General features: G+C 69.5%; 15 protein-coding genes and 2 rRNA genes. All 17 read right to left on the reverse strand.

Going from position 1 to position 19,131, the window contains the following annotated elements:
* Positions 1-10: 10 nt before the first annotated feature.
* Positions 11-769: a (d)CMP kinase gene (gene cmk, locus KYT88_RS10250; protein ID WP_237583634.1), complete on the reverse strand. Its 759-nt coding sequence runs from the start codon at positions 767-769 to the stop codon at positions 11-13.
* Positions 766-1,884 (reverse strand): prephenate dehydrogenase, encoded by a 1,119-nt coding sequence (locus tag KYT88_RS10255; RefSeq protein WP_043586314.1) that lies wholly within the window; start codon positions 1,882-1,884, stop codon positions 766-768. Before KYT88_RS10255 ends, cmk begins: the two co-directional genes overlap by 4 nt.
* On the reverse strand, positions 1,881-2,756 hold the full coding sequence (locus KYT88_RS10260; protein ID WP_119374012.1) for a pseudouridine synthase: 876 nt from the start codon (positions 2,754-2,756) through the stop codon (positions 1,881-1,883). Before KYT88_RS10260 ends, KYT88_RS10255 begins: the two co-directional genes overlap by 4 nt.
* Positions 2,740-3,351 carry an SMC-Scp complex subunit ScpB gene (scpB, locus tag KYT88_RS10265; RefSeq protein ID WP_043586312.1) on the reverse strand — a complete coding sequence of 204 codons (612 nt, stop codon included), beginning with the start codon at positions 3,349-3,351 and terminating at the stop codon, positions 2,740-2,742. The genes KYT88_RS10260 and scpB overlap by 17 nt, the downstream gene beginning before the upstream one ends.
* Positions 3,341-4,210, reverse strand: a complete 870-nt coding sequence (locus tag KYT88_RS10270; RefSeq protein WP_051629343.1) for a segregation and condensation protein A — start codon at positions 4,208-4,210, stop codon at positions 3,341-3,343. The genes scpB and KYT88_RS10270 overlap by 11 nt, the downstream gene beginning before the upstream one ends.
* Positions 4,194-5,042, reverse strand: coding sequence for a ParA family protein (locus tag KYT88_RS10275; protein ID WP_174239708.1), 849 nt, complete (start codon positions 5,040-5,042; stop codon positions 4,194-4,196). Before KYT88_RS10275 ends, KYT88_RS10270 begins: the two co-directional genes overlap by 17 nt.
* A 105-nt stretch (positions 5,043-5,147) precedes the next feature.
* Positions 5,148-6,134, reverse strand: coding sequence for a site-specific tyrosine recombinase XerD (locus tag KYT88_RS10280; RefSeq protein ID WP_081840954.1), 987 nt, complete (start codon positions 6,132-6,134; stop codon positions 5,148-5,150).
* Positions 6,131-6,826 (reverse strand): NUDIX domain-containing protein, encoded by a 696-nt coding sequence (locus tag KYT88_RS10285; RefSeq protein ID WP_043586309.1) that lies wholly within the window; start codon positions 6,824-6,826, stop codon positions 6,131-6,133. The genes KYT88_RS10280 and KYT88_RS10285 overlap by 4 nt, the downstream gene beginning before the upstream one ends.
* Positions 6,823-8,517: a CTP synthase gene (gene pyrG, locus KYT88_RS10290; RefSeq protein ID WP_167332599.1), complete on the reverse strand. Its 1,695-nt coding sequence runs from the start codon at positions 8,515-8,517 to the stop codon at positions 6,823-6,825. Before pyrG ends, KYT88_RS10285 begins: the two co-directional genes overlap by 4 nt.
* Before the next feature lie 121 nt (positions 8,518-8,638).
* Positions 8,639-10,354, reverse strand: a complete 1,716-nt coding sequence (gene recN, locus KYT88_RS10295; protein WP_043586305.1) for a DNA repair protein RecN — start codon at positions 10,352-10,354, stop codon at positions 8,639-8,641.
* Positions 10,347-11,264 carry an NAD kinase gene (locus tag KYT88_RS10300; RefSeq protein WP_012038672.1) on the reverse strand — a complete coding sequence of 306 codons (918 nt, stop codon included), beginning with the start codon at positions 11,262-11,264 and terminating at the stop codon, positions 10,347-10,349. Before KYT88_RS10300 ends, recN begins: the two co-directional genes overlap by 8 nt.
* 5 nt (positions 11,265-11,269) lie before the next feature.
* Positions 11,270-12,148: a TlyA family RNA methyltransferase gene (locus KYT88_RS10305; protein WP_237583635.1), complete on the reverse strand. Its 879-nt coding sequence runs from the start codon at positions 12,146-12,148 to the stop codon at positions 11,270-11,272.
* A complete protein-coding gene (locus KYT88_RS10310) occupies positions 12,141-12,350 on the reverse strand; it encodes a hypothetical protein (RefSeq protein WP_043586303.1) in 210 nt (69 codons plus the stop codon). Before KYT88_RS10310 ends, KYT88_RS10305 begins: the two co-directional genes overlap by 8 nt.
* A 9-nt stretch (positions 12,351-12,359) precedes the next feature.
* Complete coding sequence (locus KYT88_RS10315; RefSeq protein WP_043586301.1) at positions 12,360-13,391, reverse strand: HAD-IIA family hydrolase; 1,032 nt, start codon at positions 13,389-13,391, stop codon at positions 12,360-12,362.
* Positions 13,381-14,376, reverse strand: coding sequence for a tetratricopeptide repeat protein (locus KYT88_RS10320; RefSeq protein WP_043586299.1), 996 nt, complete (start codon positions 14,374-14,376; stop codon positions 13,381-13,383). The genes KYT88_RS10315 and KYT88_RS10320 overlap by 11 nt, the downstream gene beginning before the upstream one ends.
* A gap of 1,096 nt (positions 14,377-15,472) precedes the next feature.
* Positions 15,473-15,589, reverse strand: a 5S ribosomal RNA gene (rrf, locus tag KYT88_RS10325).
* Positions 15,590-15,706: 117 nt separating this feature from the next.
* Positions 15,707-18,826, reverse strand: a 23S ribosomal RNA gene (locus KYT88_RS10330).
* Between the last annotated feature and the right edge of the window lie 305 nt (positions 18,827-19,131).

The raw sequence follows: 19,131 nt of genomic DNA on the forward strand, positions 1-19,131 counted from the left end.
GGGCCGCGCCTCAATCTGTTCGTGCGTGAACGAGATCGACCACCGCCTGGACGGTCTGGTCGAAGTCGATGTCCGTGGAGTCGATGGTGGTCACACCATCTGCGGCGTTCATGAAATCGACGACCTGCGAGTCGGCCCGATCCCGGGAGGCGAGTGATTCGCCGACCGCGGCTGCCGACTGGGTCGACGTCTCCGCGGAACGCCTGCTCATCCTAGCTTCCGGGGAGGCCGTCAGCAGAATGCGCACCTGGGCGTCGGGCGCCACGACCGTCGTGATGTCGCGGCCCTCGACCACGATGCCGGGCTTGTCGCTCGACGCCATGAGCGAGCGGAACAGCTCCACCATGTAGTGCCGCACCTCGGGCACGCGGGCCACGCGGCTCACGACGGCGGAGACGCGGGGCTCCCGGATCGCCTCCGTGACGTCCGTGCCGCGGACGCTCACGCGGGTCTCGGACGGATCGATCGCGATGTCGTAGTCGAAGCCCTCGATGAGGCTCGTGACCGTCGCGGGATCCTCGGTGTCCACGCCGCTCTCCAGCGCGAACCAGCTGAGCGCGCGGTACGCGGCGCCCGTGTCCTGGTAGTCGAAGCCGAGGGCGCGCGCGGCGGCGCGGCTCACGCTCGACTTGCCGCTGCCTGCGGGGCCGTCGACGGCGACGACCGTGCGGTTGAGCGTGGCGTCGACGAGCAGGGCGTCCTCGAGGGGATCCCTCTCCAGCGGGTCGGGTGCGGTCGGGTCGGGTGCGTCCACGGCATTTCCGGTCATCCGGCGATCCTCCAGTTCCGTTCTTCGAGCCGCGCGACCAGGCGGTCGCGGGCCTCGGGCAGCACGGCGATCTCGACGAGACCCACCTGCGCGCCCTGCGAGTGCTCGAGGCGCAGGTCCTCGATGTTGACGTCGGCGGCGCCCACGTCGTCGATCAGCGCGGCCAGCTGGCCGGGGCGGTCGTCGATCATCACGGTGACGGCGGCGAAGCGGCGGTCCTGGCCGTGCTTGCCGGGGATGCGCGCGACGCCCGCATTGCCCGCGTGGATCCGCTCGGCCACCCGCAGCCGGGACCCTCGTGCGTCGACGTCGTCGAGCGCGTCGATGACCTCGTCGAGGTCGGTGCGGAGGGCCTTAAGGATCGGCACGATGCGGGCGGCGTTCGCGCCGAGGATCTGCACCCACAGCGCCGCGTCGCTCGACGCGATGCGCGTGGTGTCGCGGAGCCCCTGCCCGGACAGGCCGAGCGCGCTCGCGTCGCCGTCGGCCAGCCGCGACGCCAGGAGGCTCGCGACGACCTGCGGCACGTGCGAGACGAGCGCCACCGAGGCGTCGTGCTCCTCGGCCGTCATCTCGATGGGCACGGCGCCCAGGTCGAGGATCAGCTGCTCGACCGGCGCGCCCGCAGCGTAGGTGATGCCGTCGTGGCCCGCGATGACCCAGGGCCGGCCGAGGAAGAGGTCGCCCGTCGCGGAGACGGGACCGCCGCGCTCGCGCCCGGCGAGCGGGTGGGAGCCGAGGTAGCGGGAGAGGTCGGCGCCCATCGCGGCGAGCTCCGCGAGCGGCGCGGCCTTCACGCTCGCGACGTCGGTGACGAGGGCGTCGGGGTGCGCGGCGAGCTCGGCCGCGACGACGCGAGCGGTCACGTCCGGCGGCACGCAGACCACGACGAGAGACGGCCGATCGGGGACGACGGCGATGTCGGCGACGCGGCCCGCGCCCATGTCCGCGGCGAGGCGGAGCGTGGTGGGCGACGCGTCGGCGAGCACCACGTCGACGCCGCGCGCGGAGAGCCCGAGGCCGATGCTCGTGCCGAGGAGCCCGGTGCCGACGATGCGGACGGTCCCCTGCACGCGCGTGTCGGTCGCGGCGGCCGCGCCCGCGGCCTCGCTCACTCGCCGTCCTCGCGGTCCACGTCCCCCTGCGCCTCGGCGGCGGCTCCCGCACCCTGCGGCGTCGCGGGTCCGGCCTGCGCGCGGGCCTCGCGCGAGATGGTGAGGAGCTGGCCGAGCTCGTCGGAGGTGAGGTCGCGCACGCGGCCGACGCCGAGGGATCCGAGGTGCAGCGGCCCGAACTGGCGGCGCACGAGCTCCTCCACCGGGTGGCCGACCTCGTCGAGCATGCGGCGCACGATGCGGTTGCGGCCCGAGTGCAGCGTGATCTCCACGAGCGTCTGGTCGCCTCCGCCCGAGAGGATGCGCGCGCGATCGGCCTGGATGGGCCCGTCCTCGAGGTCCACGCCCTGCGTGAGGCGCTGGATGGTCTGCGGTGTGACGCGCCCGGTGACCTTCGCGATGTACGTCTTCAGCACGCCGAACGACGGGTGCGCGAGCACGTGCGCGAGGTCGCCGTCGTTGGTGAGGATCAGCAGGCCGCTCGTCTCCGCGTCGAGGCGGCCGACGTTGAACAGGCGCTCCTCGAAATCCTCCGTGAACTCGCGGAGGTCGGGGCGGCCGCGCTCGTCGCGCAGCGAGGAGTAGATGCCCACGGGCTTGTTGAGCATGAGGTAGCGCTTGGAGGTGTCGAGCTGCACGGCCTGGTCGTCGACCGCGACCTCGTCGACGTCCGGGTCGATCCGGCGGCCCGGCTCGGTGACGACCTCGCCGTTCACGGTGACGCGGCCCGCGGCGATCATGTCCTCGCAGACGCGGCGGCTGGCGACGCCGGCGGCGGCCATCACCTTCTGCAGGCGGATGCCCGCGACGGGCTCGTCCGGGTTCCAGGAGTGCGCGGGCGCGCGGTCGTCGGGCTCAGAGGAGGGGGTCATGGAAGCCTTCCGCCCCGTCGGGGAGCAACGGGGAGATCGGGGGGAGCTCGTCGAGCGAGTTGATGCCGAGCTGCGTGAGCAGGTGGTCTGTCGTACCGTAATGGATCGCGCCGGTCTCGCCGTCGGTGAAGGCCTCGGTCACGAGCCCCCGCGCGAGCAGCGTCCGCACCACCGAGTCGACGTTCACGGCGCGGATCGCGGCGACCTGGCTGCGGCTGATCGGCTGCTTGTAGGCGATCACCGCGAGCGTCTCGAGGGCCGCCTGCGAGAGGCGCGTGGGGTTCTGCGTGAGCACGTGGTCGCGGATCACGGTGTCGTACTCGGGCCGCACGTACACGCGCCAGCCGCCGCCGACCTCGCGCAGCTCGAAGCCGCGGCGCACTCCCCCTGTCCTCCCGTCGAAGTCGTCGACGAGCCGCTGGATCGCACGGCGCACCTCCTTCACGGGCGTCGAGGTCGCGGTCGCGAGGGTCGTCACGCTCTGCGGCTCGTCGGCGACCATGAGCAGCGCCTCGAGCGCGCGGTCGAGGTCGAGGGGAGCATCGGCGGGCTCCGCGGCGGTGCCGACAGCGGGATCAACGGGCTCAGCTGTCATAGCCGGCCCCCAGGCTCGCGAGCGCGTCGTCGGTCCAGCTCTCGGCGGTCCACGTGAGCGTGAGCTCGCCGAGCGCCTCCGGCTGGTCGAACTCGATCGCCGCGACACGGTACAGCTCGAGCACCGCGAGGAACCGCGCGATCACGACGCCCGTGACCCCGGCGTCGGCCACGAGCTCCCGGAACGTGACCGGCGCCCCGCTCCGCAGCCGCGCGACGACGACGGCCGCCTGCTCGCGGATGCTCACGAGCGGCGCGTGCAGGTGGTCGAGCCCCACGGTCGGGATCTCACGCGGCGCGAGCGCGAGCAGCGCGATGGCCGCGAGGTCGGCGGGCGACGTCGTCCACACGAGCTCCGGCACCTGCGCCCGGAACCGCTCCTCGAGCGGCACGTCGCGGAACGCGCGGCCGGACTCGGCGGCCAGCCGCTCCTGGAACCACGACGCCGCCTGCTTGAACGCGCGGTACTGCAGCAGCCGCGCGAAGAGCAGGTCGCGCGCCTCGAGCAGCGCCACGTCCTCGGCGTCGACGAGCTCGCCCTGCGGCAGGAGCCCGACGAGCTTGAGGTCGAGCAGCGTCGCGGCGACCACGAGGAACGAGCTCGCCTCGTCGAGGTCCTCCGGCCCGTCGAGCCCGCGGATGTGCGCGATGAACTCGTTGGTCACGAGGCTGAGGCTGACCTCGGTGATGTCCATCTCGTGGCTGCCGATGAGCGACAGCAGGAGGTCGAACGGCCCCTCGAAGTTGCCGATGCTGACCCGGAAGGCGCGCTCCGGATCCGCCCGGACGGCAGCGGCGGCGTCCGCGTCGACGGCGAGCTCGCGCTCGGCCAGGGGTGCGCCCCTACGCGACGGCGCCACGCGCGATGAGCTCCCGCGCCACCTTGCGGTACGCGAGCGCGGCCGGGTGCTCGGGCGCGAACTGGATGATGGGCTTGCCCGCCACCGACGCGTCGGGGAACTTGACCGTCCGGCCGATCACGGTCTCGAGCACGCTGTCGTCGAACGCCTCGACCACGCGCTGCAGCACCTCGCGGGAGTGCAGCGTGCGGGAGTCGTACATGGTCGCGAGGATCCCGTCGAGCGCGAGCCCCGGGTTGAGCCGGTCCTTGACCTTCTCGATCGTCTCGACCAGCAGCGCGACGCCGCGGAGGGCGAAGAACTCGCACTCCAGCGGGATCAGCACGCCGTGGCTCGCGGTGAGCGCGTTGACGGTGAGGAGGCCGAGCGACGGCTGGCAGTCGATGAGGATCACGTCGTAGTCGGCGCTCACCTTGCGCAGCACGCTGGCGAGGATCTGCTCGCGCGCCACCTCGTTGACGAGGTGCACCTCCGCGGCCGACAGGTCGATGTTCGCGGGGATGACGTCGAGGCCCTCGAAGCCCGTGGTCTGAATCGCCTCGCGCGGGTCCTTCACGGTGCCGAGCAGCAGGTCGTAGATGGTGACGGCGTCGTGCGTCTGCACGCCGAGGCCCGCGGACAGCGCGCCCTGCGGGTCGAAGTCGACGGCCAGCACGCGGCGGCCGTAGCTCGCGAGCGATGCGCCGAGGTTGATGGCGGTGGTCGTCTTGCCGACGCCGCCCTTCTGGTTGCAGAGGGAGATGATCTTGGCCGGTCCGTGGCCCTGGAGCGGCTCGGGTTCGGCGAACTCGCGCAGCTCGCGACCGGTGGGTCCGAGCACGGGGACGTCCATTCCCGGGAGCTCGGTCACATCTGGCTTGCGCGTCACGTGGATCTCTCTCTGCCGCTCCTCCGACGCGGTCCCGTCGGATCCTGGAAGTCTACCGGGGAGGGTCGCTCACGCCCGGCGGGCACGCGGGTGCGCGGTCGTGTAGACGTCGCGCAGGGTGTCGACGGTCACGCGCGTGTAGATCTGCGTGGTCGCCACCGACGAGTGGCCGAGCAGCTCCTGCACCACGCGCACGTCGGCGCCGCCCGCGATGAGGTGCGTCGCGAACGAGTGCCGGAACGTGTGCGGGGAGATCTCCTCCGCGACGCCGGCGCGCTCGGCGGCCGCCTTGATCACGAGCCACGCGTTCTGCCGCGACAGCGCGTGGCCGCGGAGGCCGAGGAAGAGCGCGGGGGTCGCGGTGCCGCGCGCGGCGAGGATCGGGCGGACGCGCACGAGGTACGCGTCGACGGCGCGGCGCGCGAAGGACCCGACCGGCACGATCCGCTGCTTGCCGCCCTTGCCGAGCACGCGCACCAGCTCGGCCGCGGCGCCGTCGGGGCCGAGCACGTCGTCGACCGTGAGCGCCGTGATCTCGCTGACGCGCGCGCCCGTCGCGTACAGCAGCTCGAGCAGGGCCTTGTCGCGCACGCGGAGCGGCTCGTCGCCGTCGGTGGCGTCGAGGATCCGGCCCATCGTCTCGATGGAGACGGCCTTCGGCAGACGGCTCGGCAGCTTGGGCGGCCTCTGGTCGGCGGACACGTCGACCTCGACGATGCCCTCCTCCACGAGGAAGCGGTGGAAGCCCCGGACGCTCGACAGCATGCGCGCGAGCGACGACGCCGTGAGGCCGCCGTGCTCGGGGTCGCGGACGCGCTGCGCGAAGGCGGCGACGTGCGCGGCGCTGGCACCGGCCGGATCCGATACCCCTTCCGCCGCGAGGTGCGCCGTGTAGCGCGCGAGGTCACGGCGGTACGCCTGGAGCGTGTTGCGGGACAGGCCGCGCTCCACCTCGACGTGCCGGAGCCAGCGGTCGACGGCGCGCCGCAGCGCCACCGGGATCTCGGGCGCGGCGTCGGGCGTCGCTCCCCCGGATCCCTCGGCCGCGTCGGTCACGAGCCGGACGCGCCCCCGCCGTCGCCGTGTCCGTCGCCGTCGCCGTCGCGGAGCTTCGGGTGACGCGGCCACGGCGCGTCGGCCGGTCCCAGCGTCGACCAGCCGCGCGAGCGGGCGACGTGCGCCTGCAGCACCGCGATCACGGTCGACGGGTTCTGGATCCGCCGCTCGAGCACCGCCGTGACGACCTCGTCGAGATCCACCCAGCGCACCTCGATGTCGGCCTCCTCGTCGGTGCGCGCGAACGCCTCCGCCGTGGGGGTCAGCCCGCGCGCGAGGTAGACGCGGATCGCCTCGTCGCTGCCGCCTGGCGTCGTGCAGTACTCCGCCAGCACGCTCCACTCGGCGGCGACCAGGTCGGCCTCCTCCGCGAGCTCGCGCTGCACGGCCGTGAGCGGCGGCTCGCCCGTGATGTCGAGCAGCCCCGCCGGGATCTCCCACTCGCGCATGCGCACGGGGTGCCGGTACTGCTTGATGAGGAGCACCCGGTCCTCGTCGTCGATCGCGAGCACCGCGACGGCGCCCGTGTGGTCGACGAACTCCCGCGTGATCTCGCCGTCGCCGTACGCGAAGGTCTCACGGCGGATGTCCCAGATCTTCCCCTCGAACACGCGCTCGCTCGACGTGACGTCGTACGAGACCGCGTCGTCGTGCAGGCCGTCGGTCGGCGAGCCCGCGACGGCGTCTGTCACGCGACCGCCTCGGCGTCGTCCTCGACGAACAGCGTGCTGGCGGCCTGGCGGTCGAGCGCGGCGCGGATCAGGCCCGCGAACAGCGGGTGCGCGCGGTTCGGGCGCGACCGGAGCTCCGGGTGCGCCTGCGTGCCGATGTAGAACGGGTGCACCTCGCGCGGCAGCTCCACGTACTCGACGAGCGTGCCGTCGGGCGACGTGCCCGAGAACACGAGGCCGGCGTCCTGGATCCGCTCGCGGTACTGGTTGTTGACCTCGTAGCGGTGGCGGTGGCGCTCGTGCGAGACGGGCGCGCCGTACAGCTCGGCGGCGAGGGATCCGGGCGCGAGCGCCGCCTCGTAGAGGCCGAGGCGCATGGTGCCGCCGAGGTCGCCGCCCGCGATGATGTCGACCTGCTCCGCCATCGTCGCGACGACCGGGAACTCGCTCTCGGGGTCGAACTCGCTGGAGGAGGCGCCCTCGAGGCCGGCCTCGTTGCGCGCGTACTCGATGACCATGCACTGCAGACCGAGGCACAGGCCGAGCACGGGGATCATGTTGTCGCGCGCGAACTTGAGCGCGCCGAGCTTGCCCTCGATGCCGCGGATGCCGAAGCCGCCCGGCACGCACAGCGCGTCCAGGTCGCCCAGCCTCTTCGCGGCGCCCTCGGGCGTCTCGCACTCGTCGGACGCGACCCAGCGCAGCTTCACGCGCGCCGAGTGGGCGAACCCGCCGGCCCGCAGCGCCTCGGTGACCGAGAGGTAGGCGTCCGGCAGGTCGATGTACTTGCCGACGAGGCCGACGGTGACCTCGTGCTTCGGGTCGTGCACGGCGTCGAGCAGGTCGCTCCAGCCGGACCAGTCGACGGCGTCCGCTGCCGGCAGCCCGAGGTGGTCGATGATGTAGCTGTCGAGGCCCTGCCCGTGCAGCATCTCGGGGATGTCGTAGATGCTCGGCACGTCCACCGCGTTCACGACGGCCTGCTCGTCGACGTCGCACATGAGCGCGATCTTCTTCTTGTTCGAGTCGGAGACGGGCCGGTCGCTGCGGAGCACGAGCGCGTCCGGCTGGATCCCGATGGAGCGCAGCGCAGCGACGGAGTGCTGCGTGGGCTTGGTCTTCTGCTCGCCCGACGCGCCCATGTACGGCACGAGCGAGACGTGCACGAAGAAGACGTTGTTGCGGCCGAGCTCGTGGCGCACCTGGCGCGCCGCCTCGATGAACGGCTGGCTCTCGATGTCGCCGACCGTGCCGCCGATCTCGGTGATGATCACGTCGGGCTGCGGCTCGTCCGAGGACTGCAAGCGCATGCGGCGCTTGATCTCGTCGGTGATGTGCGGGATGACCTGCACCGTGTCGCCGAGGTACTCGCCGCGGCGCTCCTTGGCGATGACCTCGGAGTAGATCTGGCCGGTGGTCACGTTGGCCGCCTGGTCCAGCTCGATGTCGAGGAAGCGCTCGTAGTGCCCGATGTCGAGGTCGGTCTCCGCGCCGTCGTCGGTCACGAAGACCTCGCCGTGCTGGAAGGGGTTCATGGTGCCCGGATCCACGTTGAGGTAGGGATCGAGCTTCTGCATGACGACGCGCACGCCGCGCGCCGTGAGGAGGTTGCCCAGGCTGGCCGCCGTGAGGCCCTTGCCGAGCGAGGAGACGACGCCGCCGGTCACGAAGATGTGCCTAGTCGTCTTCGCCGCGCCTGTCGTGCTGGTGATGCTGTCCGTCGAGCTCGGGTCCGTGTCCGCTGAATTGATGTCCGCCACGGGCTTCCATCCTACGTGTGTTCCGGGGCAGCGCGACAGCCACGCCGTGCTGGGGCTGCCGCCGGCCATCCGCTCAGCGCAGGGACGCCGCCGTCTCCACGAGCTCGCGCGCGTGCGCCAGGCCGCTCTCGCTGTCCGGCAGGCCGGAGAGCAGGCGCGCCATCTCCTGGATCCGCGCGTCGCCCTCGAGCTGCGTGACGCTCGACGCGGTGACCTGCCCGTCGCCGCCCTTGACGACGCGCAGGTGGTTGGTGGAGAACGCCGCGACCTGCGCGAGGTGCGTGACCACGATGACCTGCGCGCGCTCCGCCAGCCGTGCCAGTCGCCGCCCGATCTCGATCGCCGCCGCACCGCCGACGCCCGCGTCGACCTCGTCGAACACGAAGGTGGGCACGGGGTCGTCGCCGGCCACCACGACCTCGATGGCGAGCATCACGCGCGACAGCTCACCGCCGGACGCGCCGCGGCCGAGCGGACGCGCCTCGGCTCCCGCGTGGGGCCGCAGCAGGATCTCGACCCGGTCGGCGCCCGACAGCGCGGGCTCCTCCCGCGGCGACACCCGCACCTCGAGCGACGCGTCGGCCATGGCGAGCGCGCCGAGCTCGGTCGTCACGGCCGCGGCGAGCCGCGCGCCGGCCTCCTCGCGGACGGCGGTGACGCGCGCGGCCAGCTCGCCGACGAGCTGCTCGTCGCGCTCGACCTCGACCCGCAGCAGGTCGATCCGGTCGGTGTCGCCGTCGAGCTCGAGCAGGCGCGCACTGCCGGTGTCGAGGAACGCGAGAGCGTCCTCCACCGTGGGGCCGTGCGCGCGCGTGAGGGCCGCCAGCTCGGCGCGGCGGTCCTGCAGGGTCTCGAGCTCGCGCGCGCCGTCGGCGTCGAGCCCCGCGAGGTAGCCCGAGAGCTGCACGGCGATCTCCGACACGAGGATCCTCGCGCTGTCCAGCGACTCGATGATCTCAGCGAGGCCCGGGTCGTGCGCCGCGACCCGGTCGAGGCGGCGGTGCGCGGTGTCGAGGACGGACGCGGCGTCGGCCATCTCGCCGGACGCGTCCTCGGCGGACATGAGCTCGTGGGCCGCGGACGCGGCGGCCCGCAGGTCCTCGAGGTTGGTGAGCCGGTCGATGCGCTCACGCAGCTCCTCGTCCTCGCCCGGCTGCGGCGCCACGGCCTCGATCGCGTCGATCGCGATGCGCAGCTCCTCGGCCTCGCGGGTGCGGGCGTCCTGCTCCGTGACGAGGCGGTCGAGCTCGGCGCGCGACGCCTGCCAGCGGCGGAACACCTCCTGGTACTCGCCGAGCACGGGCGCGAGCGCGGATCCGGCGAACCGGTCGAGCGCCTGCCGCTGGGCGGTGGACGACCGCAGGCGCATCTGGTCGGACTGGCCGTGCACCACCACGAGCTGCTCGCCGATCTCCGTCAGCAGCGCCGCCGGAGCCCCGCGGCCCCCGACGGAGGCGCGGCTGCGTCCCTCGGACGAGAGCTGGCGCGTGACGATGAGCTCGCCGCGCGTGCCGTCACCGAACGGGTCGACGTCTCCCCCGGCGTCGCGCACGCGCTCGGGCACGGGCCCGTCGGCCGCGATGATCCAGCGCCCCTCGACGACCGCGCGCTCGCTCCCCTGCCGCACGGCGCCCGAGTCGGCGCGCGCGCCGAGCAGCAGGCCCAGGGCGGTGACGACCATGGTCTTGCCCGCGCCGGTCTCGCCCGTGACGGCCGTGAAGCCGGGCCCGAGCGGCAGCGTGGCCTGGCCGATCACCCCGAGGTCGCGGATGGTGATCTCCTCAATCACGGTCGATCGGCCCCCTCCAGCCGGTGACCGGCAGCTCGAACTTGTTGACGAGGCGGTCGGTGAACGGCGACTGCTTGAGGCGCGCGAGGCGCACGGGGATGGCGGAGCGGCGGGCCTCGACCCGCGCGCCGGGGGGCATGTCGCGGGTGCGTCGCCCGTCGCACCAGAGGACGCCGGATCCGGAGGTGCGGCTCAGCACCTCGACGGCGACCGTCGACTCCGGGCCCACGACGAGCGAGCGGGCGAAGAGCGTGTGCGGGCTGAGCGGCACCACGAGCATCGCCTCCAGGCTCGGCCACACGATGGGGCCACCCGCGGAGAACGCGTACGCCGTGGATCCCGTGGGCGTCGACACGACCATGCCGTCGCAGCCGTAGGACGCGAGCGGCCGCCCGTCGATCTCGACCACCACCTCGAGCATGCGCTCGCGGCTGGCCTTCTCCACGGTCGCCTCGTTGAGCGCCCACGTGCGGTAGACGATGTCGGCGCCGACCTTGAGCGTCACGTCGAGCGTCATGCGCTCCTCGACCGTGTAGTCGCGGTCGAGCACGCGGCGCACGGTGGCCGTGAGGTCCTCGCGCTCGCTCTCGGCGAGGAAGCCCACGTGCCCGAGGTTCACCCCGAGGAGCGGCACGGAGGTGCCGCGCACGATCTCGGCCGAGCGCAGGATCGTGCCGTCGCCGCCGAGGACGATGACGATCTCGAGGTCGGCCGTCTGCACGTCCTCCCCCAGCACGGCGACGCCGTCCATCTCGGGCGCGAACGGCAGGATGTCGGCCTTCTCGTCGGCCGTGAGCACGAGGTGCACGTCGGCCTCGGCCAGCTGCGCGCACACGCTGAGCGCCGCGTCGATGGAGTCGCGCCGTCCCGTGTGGGACACGACCAGGATGTGCCTCGCGGGTCCAGCCACTTCGCTCACGCTCCTGTGATCTCGTTCGACGTCGATCTCCATTGTGTCGGATTGCTCCCCGCGCGACCGCTGAACCAGGCGAGGTACTCGTGGTTCCCGGCCCCGCCGACGATCGGGGAGGAGACGAGGCCGGCGGTCCCGAGGCCGAGGTCCCACGCGGCCCAGAGCACGCGCATGACGGCGTCGTCGCGGAGCCCCGGGTCGTGCACGATGCCCTCGCGGATCCCCGAGCGGCCCACCTCGAACTGCGGCTTGATCAGCAGCACGATGTCGGCGCCGTCCGCGGCGGTGCGCGCGATGGCCGGCAGCACGAGCCCGAGCGAGATGAAGGAGAGGTCGCCGACGACGAGCTCCGGTCGCTCCCCCGCCATGTCCGCGGGCGTCACGCCCGCGAGCGACTCGGGCGTCAGGTCGCGCACGTTGAACCCCTCGACGACGTCGACGCGCGGATCCTCGCGGATGAGCGGATCCAGCTGCCCGTGCCCCACGTCGAGCGCGACCACCCGTCGCGCGCCCCGCTCGAGCAGCACCTGCGTGAACCCACCCGTGGACGCGCCGACGTCGAGCGCCAGGCGCCCGTCGACCGCGACCCCGGGGAACGCGTCGAGCGCGCCGATCAGCTTGTGGGCACCGCGGCTCACGTACGCGTCCGTGCCTGCGACCTCGACGACGGAGCCGGGCATCACCCGGAACGACGCCTTGACGACACCGCGCCCGTCGACCGTGACGAGCCCGTCGGCGATGAGCCGGGCGGCGTGGGTGCGCGAACGCGCCAGGCCGAGCGCGGGCAGGGCGGCGTCGAGCCGCAGGGCGCCGCCGAGCGGCTCGACGGGAACCGGGTCGGCAGCCGGCGTGGACGCGGTCGTGTCGCCGGGGTCAGCCACGCGTCGCGGCCCCGTCGCCGCCCTCGAGCCGGGCGCGCAGCTCGTCGTGCAGCAGCGCGAAAGCGGCCGCGCGGTCGCCGAGCGGCTGCTCCTCGATGAGCTGCAGCCGGGAGACCAGCTCCTCCTCCACGTCGCGGCCGTCGTCGGGCTCCGACTCCGGTGCGGATGCCGCTCGAGCACTGTCGTCCGGGTCGTCGCTCACGCCGTCACGCTATGCCCGGCCTGCGCCGGCCGCGACGTACAGCGACTCCTGCACGTCGAGCCCGTAGATCGGCCGGCCCGAGTTCCAGATCACGGCGCAGGCGGCGCGCAACGTGTCGATGGTGGATCCGCCGTCCTTGACGACCTCCACACGGTCGCCCGCGATGCGCACGGACGACTTCCCGACCGTCGCCACGCGGCCCTCCTGCGAGAACCGCGTCTCGGGGTACGGCTCGTGCAGCTGCCCGAGGTGCTCGAGGATGAACGTCGGCCGCTGGTCCTCCTCGGCGGCGAGGAGCTGCTTCGCCCGGTCGATCCCGGTGAGCACGTGGACCGACGTCATCCCGGCGCGCGTCGCCCCGAGGATGTCGGTGTCGAGCCGGTCGCCGAGGAACACGGGCCGCTGGGCGCCGAAGCGCTCGCGCGCCACGTCGAAGATCGGCGTCTCCGGCTTGCCCGCGACCACGGGGAGCCGACCGACCGCCGTGTGCACGGCCGAGACGAGCGTGCCGTTGCCGGGTGCGATGCCCCGCGCGACGGGGATGGTCCAGTCGGTGTTGGTCGCGACCCACACCACGTCAGGGTCGGCCAGCGCGAACGCGGCCTCGGCCAGCTGGGCCCAGCCCACCTCCGGCGAGAAGCCCTGCACGACCGCCGCCGGGCTGTCCTCCGTGGAGCGCGTGACCACGTACCCGGCCTTCTCGAGCTCGTGCACGAGGCCATCCCCGCCGACGACGAGCACGGTGGATCCGGCGGGCACCCGGTCCGCGAGCAGGCGCAGCGCGGCCTGCGGCGACGTGACGACGTCCGCGGGCGCCACCGTGAGCCCGAGCGAGCTCAGGTGCTCGGCGACCGACGCGTCCGTGCGCGAGGCGTTGTTGGTGATGTAGCCGAGCCGGATCCCGTCGCCGGCGGCGCGGTTCAGCGCGTCGACCGCGTGCGGGATGCTGTCGGGCCCGGCGTACACGACGCCGTCGAGGTCCGCGAGGATCACGTCCACGCCGTCGAGCGGCGCACTGCCCTTGGACGCCCTAGCGAACATCGCGGTCAGCCTCCCCGGCGTCGTCGGCCCGCGGGGCCTCGTCCTGGGCGTCCGCGGCGGGCGACTCGTCGGCCGCATCGCCATCGACCTCCAGCTCGTCGTCGACGTCGACCGCGATGTCCTCGCTGTCGCCCTCCTCGCTCGGCGGGCTCGGCTCAGCCGCGTGGACGGGGTCGTCCGAGGCGTCGACGGTGGCATCCGACGCCTCGTCGGACTCGACGGCGCTCGCGCCCGCATGGAGCGCGTCGCCGGCTCCGTCGTCCTCGGACGACTCGTGCCCACCGTCCTCGACCTCGAGCTCCTCCTCGACGACCTCGACCATGTCGTCCCAACCCTCGTCCGGATCCGCGAACGCCGCCTCGGCCGCATCGGCTCGCTGACGCCAGGCATCCGCCTCCGCCGAGCGACCCAGCTCCGCGAGCACCTCCGCGTAGGCGTGGAAGAGGTCCGCGCTGTACGAGTAGGCGACGTCCCGGTTCAGCTGCGCGATCGAGAGCTCGTCGAGAGCCGCCTCCGTCTGGCCGAGGTCGAGACGCGCCCCGGACATCGCGATCGCGAGCGCGACCTGCTCCGCCGCCGGCAGCGTCTCCTTCGGGACCGAACGCCCGAGCTCCAGGGCCTTGTCCGGGCGTCCCTGCCCGCGCTCGCTGTCGACCATGAGGGCGAGCTGGTCGTCCTTGCCGGAGATGCGCCGGTAGGTCCGCAGCTCGCGCAGCGCGAGCGCGTAGTCCCCGACGGCGTACGCCGTGATGGCCAGCGATTCCCGGACCACCGCGATGCGACCTGCACGGCGAGCAGCCGAGGTGGCGTGCCGGTGCGCGAGCTCCGGATCCTCCTCGATGAGACGAGCCGCCATCACCAGGTGCTGCGCGACGCCCTCGGCGTTGTCCTTGCTCAGCGTCTTCAGCTCGTTGCGGGCGATGCGGTCGAGATCGCCCGGCTTCACGTCCTCGGGGATCTCGGGATCCTCGTGGCGCGGACGCACGGACCGCAGCTCGCGCGCGCGCAGCTGCTCCTCCGTCAGGGCCTCCTCGTAGCGAGGGGCGTCGCGGTCGTTCCGCGCTGGTCGTCCGTCGCGCGTCCAGAGCTTGTCGCCGTCGCGCGGCGGTCGAGCGCCTCCACGTCCGGCGTCACGGCCACCGGCATCCCGACCGCCGTCCTTCGACCACGGCTTCCGCTCGCCGTCCCTCGCCGGACGCGGCGAACTCGACCCGCCATCACGCGACCAGGGCTTGCGCTCCCCGTCACGCTGCGGCCGGGAAGCCCCACCGCCGTCCTTCGACCACGGCTTGCGCTCCCCGTCACGAGCGGGACGAGCCGGACCGCCGGCCCCGCCGCCGTCCTTGGACCAGGGCTTGCGCTCCCCATCGCGCTGCGGCCGGGACGTCCCACCGCCGTCCTTCGACCACGGCTTGCGCTCCCCGTCACGAGCGGGACGAGCCGGACCGCCGCCATCACGGGACCAGGGCTTGCGCTCACCATCACGCTGCGGCCGACCGGCGGCTCCACCGCCGTCCTTGGACCAGGGCTTGCGCTCTCCGTCACGAGCCGGGCGGTCTCCCCCGGCGGCACGCGGACCGGAGGAACGCCCGCCTTCACGGGGCCCGCGAGGCGCACCCGCGGAACCGCGGTCGTACGGCGGCTTGCCGCCATCACGGCCACGCGCCGAGTGCGACGATCCGCGGTCCTGGCCCTCTGGCCGGCTGTCTCGATCGGATGAGTCGCTCACTGTGCTCCTGTCGGCCGCGTGGGCCAGATGATGTCTGTGGTGTTGTGGGTGTCGCCGAAGTCAGGTCCCAGGCTAACCGCTGCCGTCGTCCGTGTGCAGCGGACCGGCTTCGGCGATCATCCTGGTCGCGCACGGACCCCCGGCGGGCCGCATGGCCACCGCCAGGTCAGGCCGACCACGTGGCCGGACTCCACCCGCGAGAGGCTCACCCGCCCGTCCCCGCCGCGAAGGCCGATCACGGACCCAGTCCGAAGGCCATGCCGCGGAGGATCGCCCGGGACGCCTCGGGTGTTAACGCAGAAAGGCCCGCCGCACGATGTGCGACGGGCCTCCCCGATCATTCTCAAGTTAAGTCCGGCGGTGTCCTACTCTCCCACAGGGTCCCCCCTGCAGTACCATCGGCGCTGAGAGTCTTAGCTTCCGGGTTCGGAATGTGACCGGGCGTTTCCCTCTCGCTATGGCCGCCGAAACACCTCATACACACCCCGACAGGGCATGAAATCTGTGATGAATCGACCAGTCAAGCTGGTTGTTCAATTAGCACCCGACCGTATATCGGGAACCACATAGTGGACGCAAGCAAAGTGTTTTCAAGATATCGGCTTATTAGTACAGGTCAGCTCCACGAGTCTTTAGTCCTCGCTTCCACATCCTGCCTATCAACCCGGTAGTCTAGCCGGGAGCCTTCACCCTGAAAGGGATGGAAATCTCATCTCGAAGCCGGCTTCCCGCTTAGATGCTTTCAGCGGTTATCCGTTCCGAACGTAGCTAATCAGCGGTGCTCCTGGCGGAACAACTGACACACCAGAGGTTCGTCCATCCCGGTCCTCTCGTACTAGGGATAGATCTTCTCAAATTTCCTACGCGCGCAGCGGATAGGGACCGAACTGTCTCACGACGTTCTAAACCCAGCTCGCGTACCGCTTTAATGGGCGAACAGCCCAACCCTTGGGACCTACTCCAGCCCCAGGATGCGACGAGCCGACATCGAGGTGCCAAACCATGCCGTCGATATGGACTCTTGGGCAAGATCAGCCTGTTATCCCCGAGGTACCTTTTATCCGTTGAGCGACAGCGCTTCCACAAGCCACTGCCGGATCACTAGTCCCGACTTTCGTCCCTGCTCGACTTGTCAGTCTCACAGTCAAGCTCCCTTGTGCACTTACACTCGACACCTGATTACCAACCAGGTTGAGGGAACCTTTGGGCGCCTCCGTTACTCTTTAGGAGGCAACCGCCCCAGTTAAACTACCCACCAGGCACTGTCCCTGAACCGGATTACGGTTCGAAGTTAGATATCCAGAGTGACCAGAGTGGTATTTCAACAATGACTCCACCCGAACTAGCGTCCGAGCTTCACAGTCTCCCACCTATCCTACACAAGCCACACCGAACACCAATACCAAGCTGTAGTAAAGGTCACGGGGTCTTTCCGTCCTGCTGCGCGTAACGAGCATCTTTACTCGTAGTGCAATTTCGCCGAGTTCGCGGTTGAGACAGCTGGGAAGTCGTTACGCCATTCGTGCAGGTCGGAACTTACCCGACAAGGAATTTCGCTACCTTAGGATGGTTATAGTTACCACCGCCGTTTACTGGGGCTTAAATTCTCAGCTTCGCACTTGCGTGCTAACCGTTCCTCTTAACCTTCCAGCACCGGGCAGGCGTCAGTCCGTATACATCGTCTTGCGACTTAGCACGGACCTGTGTTTTTAGTAAACAGTCGCTTCCCACTGGTCTCTGCGGCCTTCAAACGCTTCAGGAGTAAATCCCTACACGCCTCAGGCCCCCCTTCTCCCGAAGTTACGGGGGCATTTTGCCGAGTTCCTTAACCACGATTCTCTCGATCTCCTTAGTATTCTCTACCTGACCACCTGAGTCGGTTTGGGGTACGGGCGATTGGAACCTCGCGTCGATGCTTTTCTTGGCAGCATAGGATCACTGATTTCGTCCGTGAGGACTACCCATCGGGTCTCAGGCTTCATAGAAGACGGATTTGCCTATCTTCTGCCCTACATCCTTAGACCGGGACAACCATCGCCCGGCTCAGCTACCTTCCTGCGTCACACCTGTTAATACGCTAAACGCCCCAGCGTAGGGTCGTGTGCTAGGCCAAGACCGTCACCCCGAAGGGATCGAATCAAGGATTCAGACACTTAGCATTACTGGATTGTCTTGGGCGGTTCTTCATCGGTACGGGAATATCAACCCGTTGTCCATCGACTACGCCTGTCGGCCTCGCCTTAGGTCCCGACTTACCCAGGGCGGATTAGCCTGGCCCTGGAACCCTTGGTCTTTCGGAGGACGGGTTTCTCACCCGTCTTTCGCTACTCATGCCTGCATTCTCACTCGTGTGGCCTCCACGGCTGGTTCACACCGCCGCTTCGCTGGCCACACGACGCTCTCCTACCCATCCATACGGCTGGACCACGAAGGCCTGCCTATAATATAAATGCCACAACTTCGGTGGCGTGCTTGAGCCCCGTTACATTGTCGGCGCGGAATCACTTGACCAGTGAGCTATTACGCACTCTTTCAAGGGTGGCTGCTTCTAAGCCAACCTCCTGGTTGTCTATGCAACTCCACATCCTTTCCCACTTAGCACGCGCTTAGGGACCTTAGATGGTGGTCTGGGTTGTTTCCCTCTCGACGATGAAGCTTATCCCCCACCGTCTCACTGCTGCGCTCTCACTTACCGGCATTCGGAGTTTGGCTGAAGTCAGTAACCTTTTGGGGCCCATCGTCCATCCAGTAGCTCTACCTCCGGCAAGAAACACGCAACGCTGCACCTAAATGCATTTCGGAGAGAACCAGCTATCACGAAGTTTGATTGGCCTTTCACCCCTATCCACAGCTCATCCCCTCCATTTTCAACTGAAGTGGGTTCGGTCCTCCACGACGTCTTACCGTCGCTTCAACCTGGCCATGGATAGATCACTTCGCTTCGGGTCTAGAACATGCGACTCATACGCCCTATTAAGACTCGCTTTCGCTACGGCTGCCCCTCACGGGTTAACCTCGCCACATATCACTAACTCGCAGGCTCATTCTTCAAAAGGCACGCTGTCACACCAACAAGGGTGCTCCAACGGTTTGTAAGCAAACGGTTTCAGGTACTATTTCACTCCCCTCCCGGGGTACTTTTCACCTTTCCCTCACGGTACTTGTCCGCTATCGGTCATCTGGGAGTATTTAGGCTTATCAGGTGGTCCTGACAGATTCACACGGGATTTCTCGGGCCCCGTGCTACTTGGGATACTCTCCGGACAGGCGACGACATTTCGACTACGGGGTTCGCACCCTCTATGACTGGCCTTTCAAGACCATTCGTCTATATCGCGCTCATTGCCCTCACAGCTCGGTAGAACTGTACGGAAAGTCCCGCAACCCCGACCATGCAACTCCTACCGGATATCACACATGATTGGTTTGGCCTCTTCCGGTTTCGCTCGCCACTACTAACGGAATCGCTTTTGCTTTCTCTTCCTGTGGGTACTGAGATGTTTCACTTCCCCACGTTCCCTCTACCCGCCCTATATATTCAGGCGGGAGTCACCAGGTCACCCAAAGGGCCTGGCGGGGTTTCCCCATTCGGAGATCCTCGGATCAAAGCTCTATTATCAGCTCCCCGAGGCTTATCGCAGATTTATACGTCCTTCTTCGGCTCCAGATGCCAAGGCATCCACCGTTTGCTCTTAGAATCTTGAAATCACATGAGATTGAATCGTTTCGCCTCCCCTAGAGGAGACAGAATTGACCAATGATCTATAAATAGATCTTTGTGATCCACCGGAAAACCGGTGAATCTAAGATGCTCGCGTCCACTGTGTAGTTCTCAATATACGGGCGGTACCCCACCACCATCCACAACAGGACGACGGAAAGGGTCCGACAAGAAACCAGACACACCCCTAAAGGTGCGGCCCGGTCCCTCAGGACCCAACAGCGTGCAACATGCCCTCGACACACCAGACCACGTTCCCACCCCACAAGGAGGCGTACTAGCAGCCCGAC

The sequence above is a fragment of the Clavibacter sp. A6099 genome, assembly GCF_021919125.1.
GTDB classification, from domain to species: Bacteria; Actinomycetota; Actinomycetes; order Actinomycetales; family Microbacteriaceae; genus Clavibacter; species Clavibacter seminis.

Excerpts from the sequence above, each read along its gene's own strand:
- KYT88_RS10315 (WP_043586301.1), bottom strand. The coding sequence starts at position 13,391 with ATGTTCGCTAGGGCGTCCAAGGGCAGTGCGCCGCTCGACGGCGTGGAC.
- KYT88_RS10275 (WP_174239708.1), bottom strand. The coding sequence starts at position 5,042 with ATGGACGTCCCCGTGCTCGGACCCACCGGTCGCGAGCTGCGCGAGTTC.
- KYT88_RS10260 (WP_119374012.1), bottom strand. The coding sequence starts at position 2,756 with ATGACCCCCTCCTCTGAGCCCGACGACCGCGCGCCCGCGCACTCCTGG.
- scpB (WP_043586312.1), bottom strand. The coding sequence starts at position 3,351 with ATGACAGCTGAGCCCGTTGATCCCGCTGTCGGCACCGCCGCGGAGCCC.
- cmk (WP_237583634.1), bottom strand. The coding sequence starts at position 769 with ATGACCGGAAATGCCGTGGACGCACCCGACCCGACCGCACCCGACCCG.